Source organism: Sphingomonas rhamnosi (assembly GCF_036663615.1).
GTDB lineage: Bacteria > Pseudomonadota > Alphaproteobacteria > Sphingomonadales > Sphingomonadaceae > Sphingomonas.
This window is the reverse complement of the sequence record NZ_JAXOJJ010000001.1, coordinates 261,599-280,682: the sequence shown is the minus strand read 5'-3', so window position 1 is coordinate 280,682 and position 19,084 is coordinate 261,599. Positions and strand designations below refer to the sequence as shown.

At 67.3% G+C, this 19,084-nt stretch carries 15 protein-coding genes; 14 read left to right on the top strand and 1 reads right to left on the bottom strand.

Translation table 11 applies throughout. The features are described 5' to 3' along the window. Nucleotides 1–4 precede the first annotated feature (4 nt). The 4 genes from U1701_RS01375 (at nucleotide 5) to phbB (ending at nucleotide 5,814) form a co-directional block, all read left to right on the top strand. Nucleotides 5–1,702, top strand: a complete 1,698-nt coding sequence (locus tag U1701_RS01375; RefSeq protein WP_332780738.1) for a class I adenylate-forming enzyme family protein — start codon at nucleotides 5–7, stop codon at nucleotides 1,700–1,702. 170 nt (nucleotides 1,703–1,872) lie between these two features. Beyond that, nucleotides 1,873–4,056 (top strand): xanthine dehydrogenase family protein molybdopterin-binding subunit, encoded by a 2,184-nt coding sequence (locus U1701_RS01370; protein WP_332780737.1) that lies wholly within the window; start codon nucleotides 1,873–1,875, stop codon nucleotides 4,054–4,056. Continuing rightward, nucleotides 4,053–5,060, top strand: a complete 1,008-nt coding sequence (gene hemH / locus U1701_RS01365) for a ferrochelatase (RefSeq protein WP_332780736.1) — start codon at nucleotides 4,053–4,055, stop codon at nucleotides 5,058–5,060. Before U1701_RS01370 ends, hemH begins: the two co-directional genes overlap by 4 nt. A gap of 31 nt (nucleotides 5,061–5,091) precedes the next feature. Next, complete coding sequence (gene phbB / locus U1701_RS01360; protein WP_332780735.1) at nucleotides 5,092–5,814, top strand: acetoacetyl-CoA reductase; 723 nt, start codon at nucleotides 5,092–5,094, stop codon at nucleotides 5,812–5,814. 33 nt (nucleotides 5,815–5,847) lie between these two features. Here the strand turns inward: phbB and U1701_RS01355 are convergent, their stop codons facing one another. After that, nucleotides 5,848–8,610, bottom strand: coding sequence for a TonB-dependent receptor (locus U1701_RS01355; protein WP_332781420.1), 2,763 nt, complete (start codon nucleotides 8,608–8,610; stop codon nucleotides 5,848–5,850). Between the two features lie 556 nt (nucleotides 8,611–9,166). Between U1701_RS01355 and U1701_RS01350 the strand changes: the two genes are divergently transcribed. The 10 genes from U1701_RS01350 to U1701_RS01305 all read left to right on the top strand — a co-directional run bounded on the left by U1701_RS01350 (nucleotide 9,167) and on the right by U1701_RS01305 (nucleotide 19,075). After that, nucleotides 9,167–9,574: an acyl-CoA thioesterase gene (locus U1701_RS01350; protein WP_332781419.1), complete on the top strand. Its 408-nt coding sequence runs from the start codon at nucleotides 9,167–9,169 to the stop codon at nucleotides 9,572–9,574. Between the two features lie 67 nt (nucleotides 9,575–9,641). Next, nucleotides 9,642–11,168, top strand: coding sequence for an acyl-CoA carboxylase subunit beta (locus U1701_RS01345; RefSeq protein ID WP_332780734.1), 1,527 nt, complete (start codon nucleotides 9,642–9,644; stop codon nucleotides 11,166–11,168). A 57-nt stretch (nucleotides 11,169–11,225) separates the two neighbouring features. Then, nucleotides 11,226–11,513 carry a hypothetical protein gene (locus U1701_RS01340; RefSeq protein ID WP_332780733.1) on the top strand — a complete coding sequence of 96 codons (288 nt, stop codon included), beginning with the start codon at nucleotides 11,226–11,228 and terminating at the stop codon, nucleotides 11,511–11,513. Then, complete coding sequence (locus tag U1701_RS01335) at nucleotides 11,510–11,728, top strand: hypothetical protein (RefSeq protein ID WP_332780732.1); 219 nt, start codon at nucleotides 11,510–11,512, stop codon at nucleotides 11,726–11,728. The genes U1701_RS01340 and U1701_RS01335 overlap by 4 nt, the downstream gene beginning before the upstream one ends. After that, the gene (locus U1701_RS01330; protein WP_332780731.1) at nucleotides 11,725–12,243 is read left to right on the top strand and encodes a hypothetical protein; all 519 of its coding nucleotides are present in this window, start codon (nucleotides 11,725–11,727) and stop codon (nucleotides 12,241–12,243) included. The genes U1701_RS01335 and U1701_RS01330 overlap by 4 nt, the downstream gene beginning before the upstream one ends. Further along, on the top strand, nucleotides 12,240–12,656 hold the full coding sequence (mce, locus tag U1701_RS01325) for a methylmalonyl-CoA epimerase (protein WP_332780730.1): 417 nt from the start codon (nucleotides 12,240–12,242) through the stop codon (nucleotides 12,654–12,656). Before U1701_RS01330 ends, mce begins: the two co-directional genes overlap by 4 nt. Further along, nucleotides 12,656–13,435, top strand: a complete 780-nt coding sequence (locus U1701_RS01320; protein ID WP_332780729.1) for an enoyl-CoA hydratase-related protein — start codon at nucleotides 12,656–12,658, stop codon at nucleotides 13,433–13,435. The genes mce and U1701_RS01320 overlap by 1 nt, the downstream gene beginning before the upstream one ends. 130 nt (nucleotides 13,436–13,565) lie before the next feature. Then, nucleotides 13,566–15,836 (top strand): methylmalonyl-CoA mutase, encoded by a 2,271-nt coding sequence (gene scpA / locus U1701_RS01315; protein ID WP_332780728.1) that lies wholly within the window; start codon nucleotides 13,566–13,568, stop codon nucleotides 15,834–15,836. Between the two features lie 80 nt (nucleotides 15,837–15,916). Further along, nucleotides 15,917–16,960, top strand: coding sequence for a biotin synthase BioB (gene bioB, locus U1701_RS01310; protein WP_332780727.1), 1,044 nt, complete (start codon nucleotides 15,917–15,919; stop codon nucleotides 16,958–16,960). A 96-nt stretch (nucleotides 16,961–17,056) separates the two neighbouring features. Continuing rightward, entirely contained in the window at nucleotides 17,057–19,075 is a 2,019-nt protein-coding gene (locus tag U1701_RS01305) for an ATP-binding protein (RefSeq protein ID WP_332780726.1), read from the top strand. Nucleotides 19,076–19,084: the final 9 nt, after the last annotated feature.

Below are 19,084 nucleotides of genomic sequence, written 5' to 3'. Positions count from 1 at the left end.
AGATATGCGGACCGAACTGGACCAGGCGATGGATTCGACCATGGCCGGGATGACCGCCGCCGACGGCCCGCTGGCGCTGGGGTCGATCGAGCGGTTCGGCGTCACGCTGCCGACGATCGCGACCGCGCCGCCCGCGCTGCCCTATTATTTCGCGCATTATGCGGACCAGCACCGCGACCTGACCTTCCTGGTCGCGGGCGACGAGCGGCTGACGTTCGGTGAGGTCCATGCTGCCGCCGAGCGCGTCGCGCGCGCGCTGGTCGGGGAGCACGGGGTGCGCAAGGGCGAGCGGATCGGCATCGCGATGCGCAATTCGCCGTCGTGGATCGTCCTCTACATGGGTATCGTCATGGCCGGCGGGATCGCGACGCTGCTCAACGGCTGGTGGCAGACCGAGGAGCTGGAGGCCGCGATCGCCGAGGTCGATTGCCGGATGGTGTTCGCCGACCCGCCGCGGGTGAAGCGGCTGGCGGCCATCGCCGGGCTGACCGCCGAGGTGGTCGCGATCGACGACATGCAGCCGATCGCGGTCGCGCTCGCTGCGCTGTTCGCAGGCGACGACGATACCGCGGAATTGCCGACGATCGGGCCGGACGATGCGGCGACGATCCTGTTCACCAGCGGATCGACCGGGTTGTCGAAGGGCGCGCTGTCGGATCACCGCGGGGTGGTGCAAGGGGTGTACAGCTTTCTCGCGCAGACGCTGATGATGCTCGGCATCGCGACCGCGCAAGGGACCGCGCCGACCGGTCAGCCGACGACATTGCTGACGATCCCGCTGTTCCATGTGACCGCCGAGATCACCGTGCTGCTGCAGAGCATCGCGATGGGCCGGAAGGTCGTGATGATGTCCAAATGGGACGCGCGCGAGGCGATGCGGCTGATCGAGGCGGAAGGGGTCACCTATTTCGTCGGCGTGCCGCTGATGAGCTTCGAGATCCTGACGCATCCGGACCGCGCGCAGTACGACCTGTCGAGCGTGACCGATTTCGCCTGTGGTGGCGCGCCGCGACCGGTCGATCATGTCCGCCGGATCGACGCCGAGATGGGCGGCAGTGCTCCGCTGATCGGGTATGGGCTGACCGAGACCAACGCGACCGGCAGCGGCAACTGGCGGACCAACTATATCGCGAAGCCCAATTCGGCGGGGCGGCCCTCGGCGCCGCTGATCGGTATGGCGATCATCGACGACGACGGGCGGGTGCTGCCGCAGGGCGCGCGCGGAGAAGTGGGGATCCGCACGGTCGCGAATTTCCGCGAATATTGGAACCGGCCCGAAGCGACCGCGGCGGCGTTTACCGCCGATGGATACTTTCTGACCGGCGACATCGGCTATCTCGACGAGGACGGCTACCTGTTCATCGTCGACCGCAAGAAGGACATCATCATCCGCGGTGGCGAGAATATCAGTTGCCAGGAAGTCGAGGCGGCGCTGCACGAGCATCCCGCGGTGGCCGAGGTGGCGGTGTTCGGGCTGGCGGACGCGAAGTTCGGCGAGGTGCCGGGTGCGGTGGTCTATCTGCGCGATGGCGCGCACGTCGATCAGGACGCGCTCTGTGCGTTCCTTGCCGAGCATATCGCGGCGTTCAAGGTGCCGCAGCGGATCTGGGTGGCCGACGCGCCGCTGCCGCGGCTGGGGACGGAGAAGATCGACAAGGTGTCGTTGCGCGCAACGTATCGCGCGCTGGCGGTGATGGCGTAATCAGACCCGAGTTGGTTCCCCGGCGAAGGCCGGGGCCCAGTTGGGACGGCTGATGTGACGGAGGACTGCGCGTCGTCACCGATGTCCCCCAACTGGGCCCCGGCCTTCGCCGGGGAACGATGACGGCGTCTTTGCTTTCCCCGCCCGGTAGTCACCGGTAGAGCCACCCCATGGCGAACGGGATCAACAGGCGCAGGCTGCTCGTCGGCGGGGGCGCGGGCGTGGGGCTGGTCGTCGCGTGGACGCTGTGGCCGCGCAGTTATGCGCCGAACCTGGTCGCCAATCCCGGTGAGGCGCTGTTCGGGGCGTGGCTGAAGATCGGCACCGACGGGCATGTCACGGTGGCGGTGCCGCAGGCCGAGCATGGCCAGGGCGTCTACACGTCGCTGCCGCAGATCGTCGCGGATGAGCTCGGCGCGGACTGGCGGACGGTGGGCGTCGAGCCGGCGCCGCTCAACGCGCTCTATGCCAATCCGCTGGGGACGAGCGACCTGTTCGAGGGGCTGTTCGCGGCACTGCCGGTCGAGGCGCCGATGCTGACCGGCGCGTCGAGCTCGATCCGGATGTTCGAGGCCGCGTGCCGCGAGGCGGGGGCGGGTGCGCGCGCGCTGCTGTGCATGTCGGCGGCGGAGCGCTGGGACGTCGACTGGCAGACGACCAAGGTCGATGCGGGCTTCGTCGTGCACGGCGACAAGCGGATCCGGTTCGCCGAACTGGCCGAGGCGGCGGCGGGGGGCACGCTGCCCGATCCGCTGCCGATGGGCATGCAGGGCGCGGGGAAGCTGGCCGGGGCGTCGGTGCCGCGGATCGACGTGCCGTCGAAGGTCGACGGGTCGGCAAATTTCGCGGGCGACGTGCGACTGGCCGACATGGTCCACGCCGCGATCCGGCAGGGACCGGCGGGAAGCCGGCTGGTCCGCGTCAACCGCGCCGCGGCGGACCGGATCCGCGGCGTGCTGTCGGTGGTCGAGAACCCGCATTGGGTTGCGGCGGTGGCGACGACGGGCTGGGCGGCGCAACAGGCACTCGATGCGCTGGCGCCGCGGTTCGAAGGCGGGCGGCCGGTCGACAGCGCGTCGATCGATGCGGCGTTGACGGTGGCGCTCGACGCGCCGGGCACGCGGATGGCGACGGTCGGCGACGTCGACGGCGTGTTTAAGGGCGCGCGGCTGATCACCGCCGCGTATCGCGCGAGCCTAGGGCTGACCGCGGCGATCGAGACGCCGAGCGCGGCCGCGGCGTTTCGCGAGGGGCGGCTGGAGCTGTGGTTGTCGACGCAGGCGCCCGGGCTGGCGCGCGCGGCGGCGGCGCGCGCGCTGGGGATCGCCGAGAGCGCGGTCGTCGTCCATCCGATGCTGGTCGGCGGGTCGTTCGGCGCAGCGCTGGAGCATGCGGTCGCCGAGCAGGCGGCAGTGCTGGCGCAGACGCTCAAGCGGCCGGTGAGCCTGGTCTGGTCGCGCGGCGAGGCGAGCCTGCACGATTGCTATCGCCCTGCGGCGGCGGCGCGGATGACGGCGCGGCTGGCGCCCAACGGCAAAATCCTGGGATGGCGCGCGCAGATCGCGGCACCGGCGACGGGGGCGGAGCTCGCCCGGCGGTTGATGCCGGGCATGGCGACCGAGGTGGCGATCCGCGCCGCCACAGGAGATCGCTACGCGGTCGGCGGCGCGATGCCCCCGTACGGGATGCCCGCGCTGGCGATCGACCATCACTCTGCCGAGATCGGCGTGCCGACGGGCCACGTCCGCAGCGGCGCGCACGGCTATACCGCGTTCTTCACCGAATGCTTTCTCGACGAACTGGCGAAGCTCGCGCATTCGGAGCCGATGTCGTTCCGGATCGGCATGCTCGGCGGCAACCCGCGGCTGGCGCGGTGCCTGTCGACCGCGGCGGCGCTGGGCGGCTGGGACGGCGGCGTGCCGGGTAGCGGTCAGGGGATTGCTGCTCACGCGTTTCGCGGCAGCTACATCGCGGTGCTGGCCGAGGCGCATATGGGCGATGATCGGCGGCCGGTGGTCGACCGGCTGGTCGCGGCGGTCGACTGCGGCGCGCAGATCAACCCCGATCTGGTCCGCCAGCAGATCGAGGGCGGTCTGGTGTTTGGCATGGCGAGCGCGCTTGGCGCGGCGACCGGGTTCACGCGCGGGCTCGCCGATGCGCGCGGGTTCGACACGCTGGGTATCCCGCGGCTGGCCGACACGCCGGACATCACGGTCGAGGTGATCCGCAGCGACGAGGCGCCGGGCGGGGTCGGCGAGCTGGGCGTCCCGGCGGTCGCGCCGGCGATCGCCAACGCGCTGCAATCCGCAACGGGCTTTCGCATCCGCAATTTGCCCCTAAATACGAAGGCATGATCCTACCCCCCGACCATCCGCCGATCGTAAAGCCCAAGATCGGCGTGTTGCTGATGAATCTCGGCACCCCCGATGGCCCCGATGTGAAGTCGGTGAAACGCTATCTGGGCGAATTCCTGTCGGACCGCCGGGTCGTCGAGCTGCCCGCGATCGCATGGCAGCCGATCCTGCGCGGGATCATCCTGAATACGCGGCCGAAGAAATCGGCGCATGCTTACGGCCTGGTGTGGCGCGAGGACGGATCGCCGCTCGCCGCGATCACAGCGCTGCAGGCGGCGGCGCTGAAGGATGCGTTCGGGCCGGGCGTGCTGGTCGACTGGGCGATGCGCTATGGGAAGCCGGCGATCGCGGACCGGCTGAAGGCGATGAAGGATGCGGGTTGCGAGCGCATCCTGCTGGCGCCGCTCTATCCACAATATTGCTCGGCGACGACGGCGACCGCCAACGACAAGGCGTTCGCGCATCTGGCGGGGTTGCGCTGGCAGCCGGCGATCCGCACGCTGCCTCCCTATTATGATGATCCCGCTTACATCGATGCGCTGAAACAGTCGTTGGAGACGGGGCTTGCCGCGCTCGATTTCGTCCCCGACGCGATCGTCGCGAGCTTCCACGGCATGCCCAAGCGGACGCTCGAAATGGGCGATCCCTATCATTGCCATTGCCAGAAGACTGCGCGGTTGCTCGGCGAAGCACTCGGGCGCGAGCTGACGGTGGCGTTCCAGTCGCGGTTCGGGCCGGCGAAATGGCTGGAGCCGCCGACCGACGATACGCTCGAGGCGCTGGCGCGGGCGGGCAAGAAAAAGGTCGTGATCTTCGCGCCCGGTTTCTCGGCCGACTGCCTTGAGACGTTGGAGGAACTGTCGATTCGCGGGCGCGAAAGCTTCGAGGAAGCGGGCGGCACCGACTTCGCCTATCTGCCATGTCTCAACGACAGCGCGGTCGGCATCACGATGCTTCAGGCGGTGATCGCCCGCGAGCTTGAAGGATGGGTCGCGCGGGGGTAGTTTCTTTGCCAACGACCGGGGGGAGAGCAGGATGGCACGCGTTGCAATCGTGACCGGAGGCACGCGCGGGATCGGCGAGGCGATCAGCTTCGCCCTGCGCGACGCGGGGATCACCGTCGCTGCCACCTATTTCGGCAACGACGCCCGCGCGCAGGACTTTGCCGCGCGAACCGGGATCGCGGTCTACAAATGGGACGTCGCCGATTTCGACGCGTGCCAGGCGGGCTGCGCGCAGGTCGCGGGCGACCTGGGCGATATCGACATCGTCGTGAACAACGCCGGCATCACCCGCGACGGCACGTTGCTCAAGATGAGCTACGACGATTGGAAGGCGGTGATCGACACCAATCTGGGCGGCTGTTTCAACATGGCCAAGGCGGTGTTCCCGGGAATGCGCGCGCGCCAATGGGGTCGGATCGTCAATATCGGATCGATCAACGGTCAGGCCGGGCAATATGGCCAGGTCAATTACGCCGCGGCGAAATCCGGCATCCACGGCTTCACCAAGGCGCTGGCGCAGGAAGGCGCGCGGGTCGGGGTGACGGTCAACGCGATCGCGCCGGGCTATATCGACACCGACATGGTCGCCGCGGTGCCGCCCGAGGTGCTCGACAAGATCGTCGCGAAGATCCCGGTCGGGCGGTTGGGACACGCCAGCGAGATCGCGCGCGGGGTGGCGTTCCTGGTATCCGAAGAGGGCGGGTTCGTGACCGGCTCGACGCTGAGCATCAACGGCGGGCAGCATATGTACTGACGGGCGGGTCGGCCCGGGCCGACCCGCACGCGCTCAGAACTTCACGGTCGCGCCCATCGTGAAGGTTCGCCCCAGCCGTGTTTCGAACAGCGGGTCCTGGCGGATGCTGTCGATGTAGAGCGTGTTGCGTTCGTCGGTCAGGTTCTGCGCCTCGACGATCAGTTTGATGGCGTCGGTCAGATTGTACGAGGCCGACGCGTCGACGAACAGCGTGGAGGCGTTGGCACGGACGTCGCTGTCGTTGGCGCCCGACGGAATGCCGCGGTTGAAGCTGGCGCGGTAGCTGGCGGTGCTGCGGATGCTGAACCGCGTGTCCTCGTAATAGAGCGTGCCGCTGGCGGCGTTCTTCGACAGGTCGATGAGGTCGTCGGTGGTGGTCTGGGTCGGCACGCCGTTGGTGCTGGCGAGGATGTAATTGATCTTCGACTTTACGTAGGTGTAGCTGCCGAGCACGCCGAGGTTGGACAGGAAGCCGGGCAGGAAGCTCAGCTGGATCTGCGCGTTCACCTCGACGCCGTCGAGCGGCCCGCCGGGCGTGTTGGCCGAGCGGTTGACGGTGAAGATGTCGGCGGGTGTCGAGGGCGTGCCGTCGAGCAGCGCGTCGGGCAGGCCGAGCGAGCTATAGGGCACCTGGCTCGAGATCGACTGGATGTACGATCCGATATTCTTGTGGAAATAGGCGACCGACAGCAGCGATCCGGGGGCGAAATACCATTCGAGCGCGGCGTCGAAGGTGTTGGCGCGGATCGGGTCGAGGAACGGGTTGTTGACGCTGCCGGTGCGGGTGGCGACGGTGACGCCCGCAGTCGGCGTCAGCTGGCCGAGCTCGGGACGCGACATCACCGCGGCGGCCGAGATCCGCGCCTGAAGCTTTGAGGTCAGTTCCGCGACCAGGTTGATCGACGGCAGCCAATCGTCATAGGAGCGATCGACGTCGCCGCGCTTGCCGACGGTCGGATATTGCGCCCCCGCGGGGGCGGCGACCGGGATATAGCCGAACGACGCCTGGCTGGTATGGACGTAGCGGACGCCGGCGTCCCCGCGGATCGTGAACGGCAGGATGCCTTCGGTATTGAAGGTCGTCGTCAGATAGCCGCTGGTGATCCGCTCGCGCACACCCGAGCGCGCGGCGCCGCATTCGATGCCGCAATATTGGAAATCGTCGTAGCCGAACGCCTCGCGCCACTTCTTCGAATCGATCGCCGAGAATTCCGATGGGGCGCCGTCGCCGAGCAGCTTGCCGAACCCGGTGATCTGGCGGGTGATGCTGGCGAGCGTGGTGCCCGCGGGCAGCGCACGGACGGCGACGAGGCTTGGGATCAAATTGCGGCCGCGAATCTGGAAATCGCTTTCGCGGAACTGGCCGCCCGCCCGAAAGGCGAAGCCGTCGGTGACGTTCCATTCGAGATTGCCCTCGACCGTCTTGTTGCGCGTGTCCTGCGTCAGCGGCCGGCCGGCGGTGCTGAACCCGCCGAGCACGGTGAAATTGCCGTCGGGGCTGGGCGCGTAACTGAAGTTCGCGGGGTTCGCGACATCGACCCCGTAGCCGATCGTCGGCACGTTGCCGCCGTTTCGGAAATCGATCGAGAAGCCGTCGGCGTCGATGATGTCCATGAAGGTCTGCAACCGCATCGGGCTGTAGAAGCGCGAGTGCGAATAGCCGGCGAGCGCGGTGAGCTTGAACCGGTCCGAGAACCGGTGCTCGACATTCAGCGTGCCCTGTTTGAAGGTTGAGACGAAGCGGTCGACAAGCCCCTCGGAGCGGATGTCGACGCCGTCGAACAGGCCGTATTGCAGCGATCCGGTGGGGTCGAACTGGACGTCGCGGACCGAGGTCATCGGCTTGCCGCCGTTGGTCGCGGTGCGGCCGAACGAGATCGCGCCGATATAATTGTCGCGGCGTTCGACATCGAAGCGCGAATAGAGGCCGTCGAGCGCGATGTCGGTGTTCGTGTCCGGCTTCCATTGCAAGGTCAGTGTACCGCCGATCCGCTCGGCGTCCTGTTCGGAGTTCACGTAGCGCGGGATGCGCGGAAAGAACGCGCCGCCGCCGGGCTGGTTGGTGATCCCTCGCAGGCTCTGGATGGCGGAGTAGGCAGCCGTCGTGCTGGTGCGCGGGTTGTTGGTGCTGCAATTGGCGGCAGTGGTGCCGCGCACGGCGTTGTTCGCGGGGTTCTGCGGTGCGAAGCCGACGGGGGAGCAAAAGCCGCCATCGATATAGGCGGGCAGGATGTTGACCGCCGAATAGCCGACCTCGCGCAGGTTGCGCTTGCCATAGGCGAACGAGCCGAGGATCCCGACCGTGCCGTCGGCGAACTTTTTGGACACCAGCATCGAGGCGCGCGGATCGACGGTCTTGGCGACCTGGTTGTAGATCCCGCGGCCGGTGGCGGTGAAGACGAAGTCCTTGGCGAAATCGAGCGGATGCGGCGCGCGCAGGTCGACGGTCGCACCGAGCGAGCCTTCCTCGACGTCGGCCGACGGAGTCTTGCGCACCGCGAGCGACGAGAAGATCTCGGTCGGGAAGGCGTTGAAATCGAAACTGCGCCCCGAATTGCCCGCGCCGTAGATGTCCGACGCGCCGGTCTGCGACGTGCCCTCCATGCCGTTGATGCGGACCCGGGTGAAGGCGGCGCCGAGGCCGCGGACCGAGATGTTCTTTCCCTCGCCGCCATCGCCGCGCGACAGCGCGACGCCGGGAATGCGCTGCATCGATTCGGCCAGATTGCTGTCGGGGAACTTGCCGACATCTTCGGCGACGATGCTGTCGATCGCCGCGGTTTCGTTGCGTTTCAGGGCGATCGCGCTGCTGAGCGACGCACGAAAGCCGGTGACGACGATGTCGGCCTCTTCGCCGGGTTCGAGGGGGGCGGTGGGGGTGCCGGGCGAATCGGTGGGGCGCGTGGCCGACGCGTCCCCCGCTTGGGGCGCCGATCCGGGGGCGGGGGCGGGGTTTGCGCCACCGCGGGACTGGCCATCGCGAGTGCCAGCGCAAAGCCCGAAACCGCGCCGGACAAATATACAGTGAATCTGTCGTAGTTCTTGGTCATCCCCACTCCCCCTATTCGCAGAGACTAAGGGTCGGCGATATAGGCCGTACCATTATCTCTCCTGCTATCTTATCTTATGGCATTATTATCGCCAATCCCGGTCATCTTGTAAAGGACATGCAGATCCGGTTTTTGCAGAGGCTTTGCTGATCGATACGCGCCGGACAGGGGGCGGCGGGTCGCAAACCATTGCCATGCCACGATGGGGCGATGCCGCGGACAACGACGCCGGCGTCGCCGCAAATCGGGCCGTTGCGCGTGATCTTCATCGCGCCGCAAGGTGGATGGTGGTAGGAAGGGGCGTGTCTACCGCCATTCCTCATCAATACGCCATCGGCATCGAGCCCGACGACATCGACTTCATGGGTCACGTCAACAACGCGAACTATCTGAAGTGGGTGCAGGCCGCGGTCGTCGACCATTGGCAGCGGCTCGCGCCGCCGGAAGCGGTCGCGGGGCATCTGTGGGTCGCGCTGAAGCACGAGATCACGTACCGCAAGCCCGCATTCCTCGACGACGACGTCATCGCGACGGTGCTGCTCGAAAAGGTGCAGGGCGCGCGTGCGTTCTACGAAACGATCATCAAGCGCGGCGAGGACGTGCTGGCCGAGGTCAAGTCGAGCTGGTGCTGCCTCGATGCCGAGACACTGCGGCCGTCGCGGCTGGCGAACAACGTGATCGAGCACTTCTTCCCGAAGGACGCGGAATAGCATAGGCACCCCCTCGCCATGTGCGCGCTGCTCCGCAAAGGAGGGCGCGGAATACGAAGGAGAGTCCATGTCCTCGACGATCGAAGAGCTCGCCCGCCGGCGCGAGGCCGCCCGTGTCGGCGGCGGTGAGACGCGGATCGCCGCGCAGCATGCCAAGGGCAAGCTGACCGCGCGCGAGCGGCTCGACGTGCTGCTCGACGAGAACTCGTTCGAAGAGCTCGACATGTTCGTCGAGCATAATTGCGTCGATTTCGGCATGGCGGATCAGGTGTATCCGGGCGACGGCGTCGTCACCGGATCGGGTACGATCAACGGCCGGCTGGTGTTCGTGTACAGCCAGGACTTCACCGTGTTCGGTGGGTCGCTCAGCGAGCGCCATGCGCAGAAGATCTGCAAGGTCATGGAGATGGCGATGAAGGTCGGCGCGCCGATCATCGGCCTGAACGATTCGGGCGGCGCGCGAATCCAGGAGGGCGTGGCGTCGCTTGGTGGCTATGCCGACGTGTTCCAGCGCAACGTGCTGGCGTCGGGTGTCGTGCCGCAGCTGTCGCTGATCATGGGGCCCTGCGCGGGCGGCGCGGTCTATTCGCCGGCGATGACCGACTTCATCTTCATGGTGAAGGATTCGAGCTACATGTTCGTCACCGGCCCCGACGTGGTCAAGACGGTGACCAACGAGGTGGTGACGCAGGAGGCGCTGGGCGGTGCCGTCACGCACACCACCAAGACGAGCGTCGCCGACAACGCGTTCGAGAACGATATCGAGGCGCTGCTTGCCGCGCGCGATTTCATCGACTTCCTGCCGGCGTCGAACCGCGAGGGCGTTCCCGAGCGGCCGACCGCGGACGAATGGGACCGGCACGAGGACAGCCTCGACACGCTGATCCCGGCGTCGGCGAACCAGCCCTATGACATGCACGAGCTGATCCGTAAGGTCGTCGACGAGGGCGATTTCTTCGAGACGCAGCCGGGCCATGCCGCGAACATCATCACCGGCTTCGGTCGGATCGAGGGGCGGACCGTCGGTTTCGTCGCGAACCAGCCGATGGTGCTGGCGGGCGTGCTCGACATCAACAGTTCGAAGAAGGCGGCGCGGTTCGTGCGGTTCTGCGACGCGTTCGACATCCCGATCGTGACCTTCGTCGACGTGCCCGGCTTCCTGCCCGGCACCGCGCAGGAGCATAACGGCATCATCAAGCACGGCGCGAAACTGCTGTTCGCGTACGGCGAGGCGACCGTGCCGAAAATCACGGTGATCACGCGGAAAGCCTATGGCGGCGCGTATGACGTGATGGCGTCGAAGCATCTGCGCGGCGACCTCAACTATGCCTGGCCGACCGCCGAGATCGCGGTGATGGGCGCGAAGGGCGCGGTCGAGATCATCTTCCGCGGCAAGACGCCCGAGGAAATCGCCGAGCGCACCGCCGAATACGAAGCGCGCTTCGCCAACCCGTTCGTCGCGGCGTCGAAGGGCTTCATCGACGAGGTGATCCAGCCGCATTCGACGCGCCGCCGGATCGCGCTGGGACTGCGCAAATTGCGGGGCAAGCAACTCGAGAATCCGTGGAAGAAGCATGACAACATCCCGCTCTGAGCGGACGTTGCACGTGGGCTTCCTGCACATTATCATGTCATGCGAAGGAGTCGTGCCATGCAGACCGAACGCGTGACGTTTCTGACCACACCCGATCACAAGGCCGCTCTGGACGCGTTCGCGGTGGGCAGCGGCCGCTCGGTCGGGCATGTCGTCCGCGAGGCGACCAGCAAGTATATCGCCGACGGTGAGGCCGACGAGCAGGAGGCGCTGGCACTGTTGGCGCGAGAAGTCGCTGTCGCAGTGCCACGCATGCAGGCTGACATCCGCGAAGCCATTGCGTCGATCGAGCGCGCCAACAAAGTGGTCGACGATGTTCTTTCGCGCGAGGCCAAGCGGCCGTGAGCACGATAGGAGAGGCGCTGAAGGCTTTGCGAACCGTCTTGCTGATGCAGGACGATGTTCGGTTTCTGAAGGATGCTGCTACCGCGCAGAGCGAGCGCCTGTCGCGGCTGGCCGAGGCGCATGGTGATCTGCGCGATCGCGTGTCCCGTCTTGAAGGCATGATAGAGGGCGCGGCCATGGCGTCCGGGCGACAGCAGCGGAGGCTTGAGGAATGATCATACCCCTACTTCTCCAAGCAGCGGCGGTCGCCGCCCCGGCCCCCGCCCCCGCGGCGCAGGCATGGAAGTTCACCGACCGGACCAACACGGCCGGCGTGCGCAGCGTCTCCGCGTCCGTCACCGGGCGCGACGGGCTGTCGCGCTTCGTGGTCAAGTGCGACGTCGGTACCGAACCGATCGTCTCGATCCAGTTCATCCAGCCCAACGCTATCGGAGCTTCGGCCGACAAGGCGGTCGCGGTGCGCTTCGATGGCGGGCCGGCCTTCACCTATCTGTGGCAATTTCCGGGGACTGCGACCTACATCACCGATCCCGAGGCGATCACCAAGCTGACGACCTTCCTGGTCAAGTCGCAGATTGTGGGGGTCGAGACCACCAACGGATCGAACTTCGCGGTGCAGGCCAGTTTCGCCGCGCCGGGTGACGACGCGATGGTGCGCAAGGTGCTGGGGGTGTGCGGCTATACGCTCGGCGTCGTTCCCACACCGCCACCGCCAAAGGATGCACAGTGATCGGACGTCTCAACCATGTCGGTGTCGCGACGCCCTCGATCGCGAAGTCGGTCGAGACGTATCGGACGCTGCTCGGCGCGACGCAGGTCGGCGAGCCGTTCGATCTGCCCGCGCAGGGCGTACGCGTGTGCTTCATCGATACGCCCAACACGCAGATCGAGCTGATCGAACCCTATGACGAAAGCTCGCCGATCGCGGGGTTCCTGCGCAAGAACCCCGCGGGCGGGCAGCATCACGTCTGTTTCGAAGTCCCCGACATCGCCGCCGCGGTCGCCGACCTGACCGCCAAGGGCGCGACGGTGCTTGGCAGCCCGCGGATCGGCGCGCATGGCACCCCGATCATATTCGTCCACCCGAAGGATTTCGGCGGGATGCTGGTCGAGCTGATGGAAACCCCGAAGGACGCGCATTGATGGCCGACCATATCCTGAGCGAACGGCGCGGCGACGTGCTGGTGCTGACGCTCAACCGGCCCGACCGGCTCAATGCGGCGCCGCCGGCGATGTTCGAGGAGCTGGCGGCGGCGCTTGGGGCGCTCGACGGTGCGCGTGCGGTGCTGATCGCGGGGGCGGGGCGGGCGTTCTGTTCGGGCGCGGATGTGGCCGGCGGGGCGCTCGGCAGCGCCGATCCGGGCGAGGCGACGTTTGCGGCGCTGACGCAGAGCTACAACCCGCTGATGGCAGCGATCGCCGACCTCGGCGTGCCGGTGGTCAGCGCGGTGCGCGGGCCGGCGGCGGGGATCGGGTGCAGCCTCGCGCTCGCCGCGGATTTCTGCGTGGCGAGCGAGACCGCCTATTTCCTGCAGGCGTTCGTCAATATCGGGCTCGTGCCCGATGGCGGCGCGTCGTGGATGCTGCCGCGGCTGATCGGGCGCGCACGCGCGACCGAGATGATGATGCTCGGCGAGCGCGTGCCCGCGGCGAAGGCGCTCGACTGGGGGATGATCCACACGGTCGTGGCCGACGACGCGCTCGACGCGGAAGCCTTCGCGCTGGCGGAACGGCTGGCGGCGGGGCCGACGGTGGCGCTCGGGCTGATGCGGCGCGCGATCGCGCTGGGGCTGGAAAGCGACTATGCGAGCGCGATGCACGCCGAGGCGGAGAACCAGCGCGCGGCGCGGGGGAGCGCGGATTCAATGGAGGGCGGCGTTGCGTTCCTCACCAAGCGCAAACCCGTGTTCACGGGCAAGTGACCTATCAGTTTCGCACCACCCCGGCGGAGGCCGGGGCCCAATTGGGTAACGCTGCATTGGCTGGCGCTGCGCTTCGTTACGCAGACCTTTCCATTTGGGCCCCGGCCTCCGCCGGGGTGGTGCTTTCTGTATGACCGACAAACCGAACCCCACTCTCGCCGACTGGCAGGCGCTCGCCACCAAGGAAGTCAAAGGCGCCGACCTTACCTGGCCGACGCCCGAGGGCATCGACGTCAAGCCGCTCTACACCGCGGACGACGTGACCACCGACCCCGGCCTCCCCGGTTTCGCGCCGTTCACCCGCGGTGTGCGCGCGTCGATGTATGCCGGGCGTCCGTGGACGATCCGACAGTATGCCGGCTTCTCCACCGCCGAAGCCTCCAACGCCTTCTACCGCCGCAACCTTGCCGCTGGCCAGAAAGGGCTATCGGTCGCGTTCGATCTCGCCACCCACCGCGGCTATGATTCCGACCACCCCCGCGTCACCGGCGACGTCGGCAAGGCCGGCGTCGCGATCGATTCGGTCGAGGACATGAAGATCCTCTTCGACGGCATTCCGCTCGACAAAATGTCGGTCAGCATGACGATGAACGGCGCGGTGATCCCGATCCTCGCCTTCTTCATCGTCGCGGGCGAGGAACAGGGCGTCGATCGCAAATTGCTCGACGGAACCATCCAGAACGACATCCTTAAGGAGTTCATGGTCCGCAATACGTACATCTACCCGCCCGAGCCGAGCATGCGGATCATCTCGGACATCTTCGGCTACACCAGCCGCGAGATGCCCAAGTTCAACAGCATCTCGATCAGCGGCTATCACATGCAGGAGGCGGGGGCGACGCAGCTCCACGAGCTCGCCTTCACCATCGCCGACGGCCGCGAGTACGTGAAATACGGTGTCGCCAGCGGCCTCGACATCGACAAGTTCGCCGGCCGCCTGTCGTTCTTCTTCGCAATCGGCATGAACTTCTTCATGGAGATCGCCAAGCTGCGCGCCGCGCGCGTGCTGTGGCACCGGGTGATGACCGATCTCGGCGCCAAGGACGAGCGCTCGAAGATGCTGCGCACGCATTGCCAGACCTCGGGCGTGTCGCTGACCGAGCAGGACCCGTACAACAACGTCATGCGCACCACGATCGAGGCGATGGCGGCGATGCTCGGCGGCACGCAGTCGCTCCACACCAACGCGCTCGACGAGGCGATCGCGCTCCCCACCGACTTCTCCGCCCGGATCGCGCGCAACACGCAGATCGTGCTGCAGGAAGAAACGGGGATGACCAAGGTCGTCGATCCCTTGGGCGGCAGCTATTATATCGAGAGCCTGACGCAGAGCCTGGTCGATGGCGCCTGGGAGATCATCGAACGCGTCGAACGCGAGGGCGGCATGGCGAAGGCCGTCGCCGCCGGCTGGCCCAAGGCGATGATCGAGGAAGCCGCCGCCGGCCGCCAGGCGCGCGTCGATCGCGGCGAGGACGTCATCGTCGGCGTCAACAAGTACAAGCTCGCCGAACAGGACCCGATCGAGATCCTCGACGTCGACAATGTCGCGGTGCGTGAGTCGCAGATCGCGCGGATACAGCGGGTGAAGGCGAACAGGGACGAGGTCGCGTGCCGGGCTGCCCTGGACGCCCTGCGCGAGGGTGCGAAAAATCCTCCCCGGAACGGGGAGGGGGACCAGCCGCAGGCTGGTGGAGGGGGCTCTCCCCAAACGCCACCGCCTGAGGAAAGCCCCCTCCGTCAGCCTGCGGCTGCCACCTCCCCGGATCGGGGAGGATTTGAGACCAACCTCCTCGCGCTCGCGGTCGACTGCGCCCGTGCGCGCGCCACGCTGGGCGAAATCTCGTCGGCGATGGAGGATGTGTTCGGCCGCTACGGCACGCAGCCGACCCCGGTCTCCGGCATCTATGGCGGCGCGTACGAGGACGACGCGCGCTGGACCCGCCTCACCGATGGCGTCGCCGCCACCGAACGCCGCATCGGCCGCAAACCGCGCATGCTCGTCGCCAAGATGGGCCAGGACGGGCATGACCGCGGCGCCAACCTCGTCTCGTCGATGTTCGGCGATCTGGGGTTCGAGATCGTCCCCGGTCCGCTGTTCCAGACCCCGTCCGAAGCCGCCGCGCTCGCGGTCGAGAAGGACGTCGACGTCGTCGGCGCTTCCAGCCTCGCCGCCGGGCACAAGACGCTGATCCCCGAGCTGATCGGTCACCTACGCGAGGCGGCCCGTGCCGACATCAAGGTGATCGCAGGTGGCGTGATCCCCGCGCAGGACTATCAGACGTTGCGCGACGCCGGGGTGCAGGCGATCTTCGGCCCCGGAACCAATCTCGTCGAGGCGGCGGAGGAAGTCCTCCGCCTGCTCGGCCACAACATGCCGCCCCAAGAGGAAGCCGCCGAATGAGTGATACCCTTCTCCGCACAAGCCCCTCCCCTTCAGGGGAGGGGTTGGGGTGGGGCCTGTCCCCGAACGCCACGCCGGATATGCGGACAGCCCCCACCCCCAGCCCCTCCCCTGAAGGTGAGGGGGGCGACGTGCGCATCGACTGGACCCGCGCGGAAATCGCGACCCTGTTCGACCTCCCCTTCGACGACCTCATGTTCCGCGCGCAGACCGTCCACCGCGCGCACCACGCTGCCGGCGAGGTCCAGCTCTGCACCCTCCTGTCGATCAAGACCGGCGGCTGCCCCGAGGATTGCGGCTATTGCTCGCAATCGGCATCGGCCGACACGCAGCTCAAGGCCGAAAAGCTGATGGAGGTGCAGGCCGTCCTCGCCGCCGCCGCCGAGGCCAAGGCCGCGGGATCGCAGCGTTTCTGCATGGGCGCCGCCTGGCGCAACCCCAAGGACCGCGACATGGACAAGGTCGTCGCTATGGTCGCGGGCGTGAAGGCGATGGGGCTTGAGACCTGCATGACGCTCGGCATGCTCGACCCGCATCAGGCGCGTCAGCTGGCGGACGCGGGCCTCGATTACTACAACCACAATATCGATACGTCCCCTGAGAATTACGGCAACGTCATCACCACGCGGACGTTCGAGGACCGGCTTGATACGCTGGCGAACGTGCGCGACGCGGGCGTCTCGGTCTGCTGCGGCGGCATCGTCGGCATGGGCGAGACCCGCGCCGACCGCGTCGGCTTCGTCCACGCGCTGGCGACGCTGCCGCGCCACCCCGAAAGCGTCCCCGTCAACGCGCTGGTGCCGGTCCGCGGTACCCCGCTCGGCGACATGCTCGCTGACACCCCGATGGCGCAGATCGACGACATCGAATTCGTCCGCACCGTCGCGGTCGCACGGATCACGATGCCGCTCAGCATGGTCCGTCTGTCGGCCGGCCGCGAGAGCATGTCGGAAGCGACTCAGGCGCTTTGCTTCATAGCCGGCGCGAACTCGATCTTCACCGGCGACAAGCTGCTGACCACCGGCAACGCCGGCGACAGTGCGGACGCGGCGCTGCTGGCGAAGCTGGGGCTGAAACCGATGGTCGGCGAAGAGCCGATGCGGCATTCCACACCGTCATGCTGAACTTGTTTCAGCATCCATCGCGCAACGGGCGATGACGGTAATCGCGGAGAGATGGACCCTGAAACAAGTTCAGGGTGACGGCAGTTTGCGGGGCGAATGATGTTCAAGAAAATCCTGGTCGCCAATCGCGGCGAGATCGCGTGTCGCGTCATGCGGACCGCTAAGGCGATGGGCATCAAGACCGTCGCGGTCTATTCCGACGCCGACGCGCGCAGCCCGCATGTGCTGATGGCCGACGAGTCCGTGCGGCTCGGGCCCGCACCCGCGGCGGAGAGCTATCTCAAGGCCGATTTGATCCTGCTCGCGGCCAGGGAGACCGGCGCCGACTGCATCCACCCCGGCTACGGCTTCCTCAGCGAGCGCGAGAGTTTCGCCCGTGCTTGCGCGGACGCGGGAATCGCGTTCGTCGGCCCGCCCCCCGCCGCGATCGCCGCGATGGGCGACAAGATCGAATCGAAGAAGCTCGCGCAGGCCGCGGGCGTCAACGTCGTCCCCGGCTTCCTCGGCGAGATCGACAGCACCGATCACGCGGTCGAGATCGCGGGCGGGATCGGCTATCCGGTGATGATGAAGGCGTCGGCCGGCGGCGGCGGCAAGGGCATGCGGCTCGCCTACAGCGAACAGGACGTCCGCGAAGGTTTCGAGGCGACCAAGCGCGAAGGGCTGGCGAGCTTCGGCGACGACCGCGTGTTCATCGAGAAGTTCATCGAGAGCCCGCGCCATATCGAGATCCAGCTGATCGGCGACCAGCACGGCAACATCGTCTACCTCAACGAGCGCGAATGCTCGATCCAGCGCCGCCACCAGAAGGTGGTCGAGGAAGCGCCGTCGCCGTTCGTGACGCCGAAGATGCGCAAGGCGATGGGCGAACAGGCGGTCGCGCTGGCGCAGGCGGTCGGCTATTTCTCTGCGGGCACGGTCGAGCTGATCGTCTCGGGCGCGGACACGACGGGCGAGGGGTTCTACTTCCTCGAGATGAACACCCGGCTGCAGGTCGAGCATCCGGTGACCGAGGCGATCACCGGGCTCGATCTGGTCGAACTGATGATCCGCGTCGCGGCAGGCGAGCCGCTGCCGTTCGGGCAGGCCGACGTGCAGCTCAACGGCTGGTCGATCGAGAACCGGGTCTATGCCGAGGATCCGTATCGCGGGTTCCTGCCGAGCATCGGCCGGCTGGTTCGGTATAATCCGCCTGAGTCGAACACTCCCCTCCCGCTTGCGGGAGGGGGAGCAGAAGGCGGCTATATCCGCGTCGACGACGGGGTCCGCGAGGGCGGCGAGGTGTCGATGTTCTACGACCCGATGATCGCGAAGCTCATCACCTGGGCGCCGACGCGTGACGAGGCGGTCGATCTGCAGATCGCCGCGCTCGACGCGTTCGAGATCGAGGGGCCGGGCAACAACATCGATTTCCTCTCCGCGATCATGCAGCATCCGCGCTTCCGATCGGGCGCGCTGACCACCGGGTTCATCGCCGAGGAATATCCCGACGGCTTCCACGGCGCACCGGCGGCGCCCGACCTGCTGACCACGCTCGCCGCAGTCGCCGCCTTCGCCGCGACCGCCGAGGCCGACCGCGCGCGCCGTACCGACGGGCAGCTCGGCCGCCGCCTTCGCCCGCCCGCCGACTGGGTGGTGGCGATCGGCGACGTCGATCACGCGGTGACGATCTCGACCGACGGCATCCTGGTCGATGGCGAAGCGCTCGACGTCGCGCTCGAATATACCCCGGGCGACCGGATGGTGACGGTCGAGGGCGTCGAGGACCTCACTGTCCGCATCGCGCGGACGCGCAGCGGCTTCAAGCTGACCGCGCGCGGTGCGAGCCACGTCGCGCGCGTGCTGCCGGCCCGTGTGGCGCCGTACGCGCAGCACATGATCGCGAAGGTCGCGCCCGATCTGTCGAAATTCCTGATCTGCCCGATGCCGGGGCTGCTCGTCCGGCTCGATGTCGGCGCGGGTGACCGGGTCGAGGCGGGGCAGCCGCTAGCGGTGGTCGAGGCGATGAAGATGGAGAATATCCTCCGGGCCGAGAAGACGGGCACGGTGAAGTCGGTCGAGGCCAAGGCCGGGGACAGCCTGGCGGTGGATCAGGTAATCCTGGAGCTGGAATAAACGGTTCTC

Coding starts and splice junctions, on each gene's coding strand:
- U1701_RS01340 (WP_332780733.1), top strand. CDS start 11,226: ATGCAGACCGAACGCGTGACGTTTCTGACCACACCCGATCACAAGGCC.
- U1701_RS01330 (WP_332780731.1), top strand. CDS start 11,725: ATGATCATACCCCTACTTCTCCAAGCAGCGGCGGTCGCCGCCCCGGCC.
- U1701_RS01305 (WP_332780726.1), top strand. CDS start 17,057: ATGATGTTCAAGAAAATCCTGGTCGCCAATCGCGGCGAGATCGCGTGT.
- scpA (WP_332780728.1), top strand. CDS start 13,566: ATGACCGACAAACCGAACCCCACTCTCGCCGACTGGCAGGCGCTCGCC.
- U1701_RS01345 (WP_332780734.1), top strand. CDS start 9,642: ATGTCCTCGACGATCGAAGAGCTCGCCCGCCGGCGCGAGGCCGCCCGT.
- phbB (WP_332780735.1), top strand. CDS start 5,092: ATGGCACGCGTTGCAATCGTGACCGGAGGCACGCGCGGGATCGGCGAG.
- U1701_RS01370 (WP_332780737.1), top strand. CDS start 1,873: ATGGCGAACGGGATCAACAGGCGCAGGCTGCTCGTCGGCGGGGGCGCG.
- U1701_RS01320 (WP_332780729.1), top strand. CDS start 12,656: ATGGCCGACCATATCCTGAGCGAACGGCGCGGCGACGTGCTGGTGCTG.
- U1701_RS01375 (WP_332780738.1), top strand. CDS start 5: ATGCGGACCGAACTGGACCAGGCGATGGATTCGACCATGGCCGGGATG.
- bioB (WP_332780727.1), top strand. CDS start 15,917: ATGCGGACAGCCCCCACCCCCAGCCCCTCCCCTGAAGGTGAGGGGGGC.
- hemH (WP_332780736.1), top strand. CDS start 4,053: ATGATCCTACCCCCCGACCATCCGCCGATCGTAAAGCCCAAGATCGGC.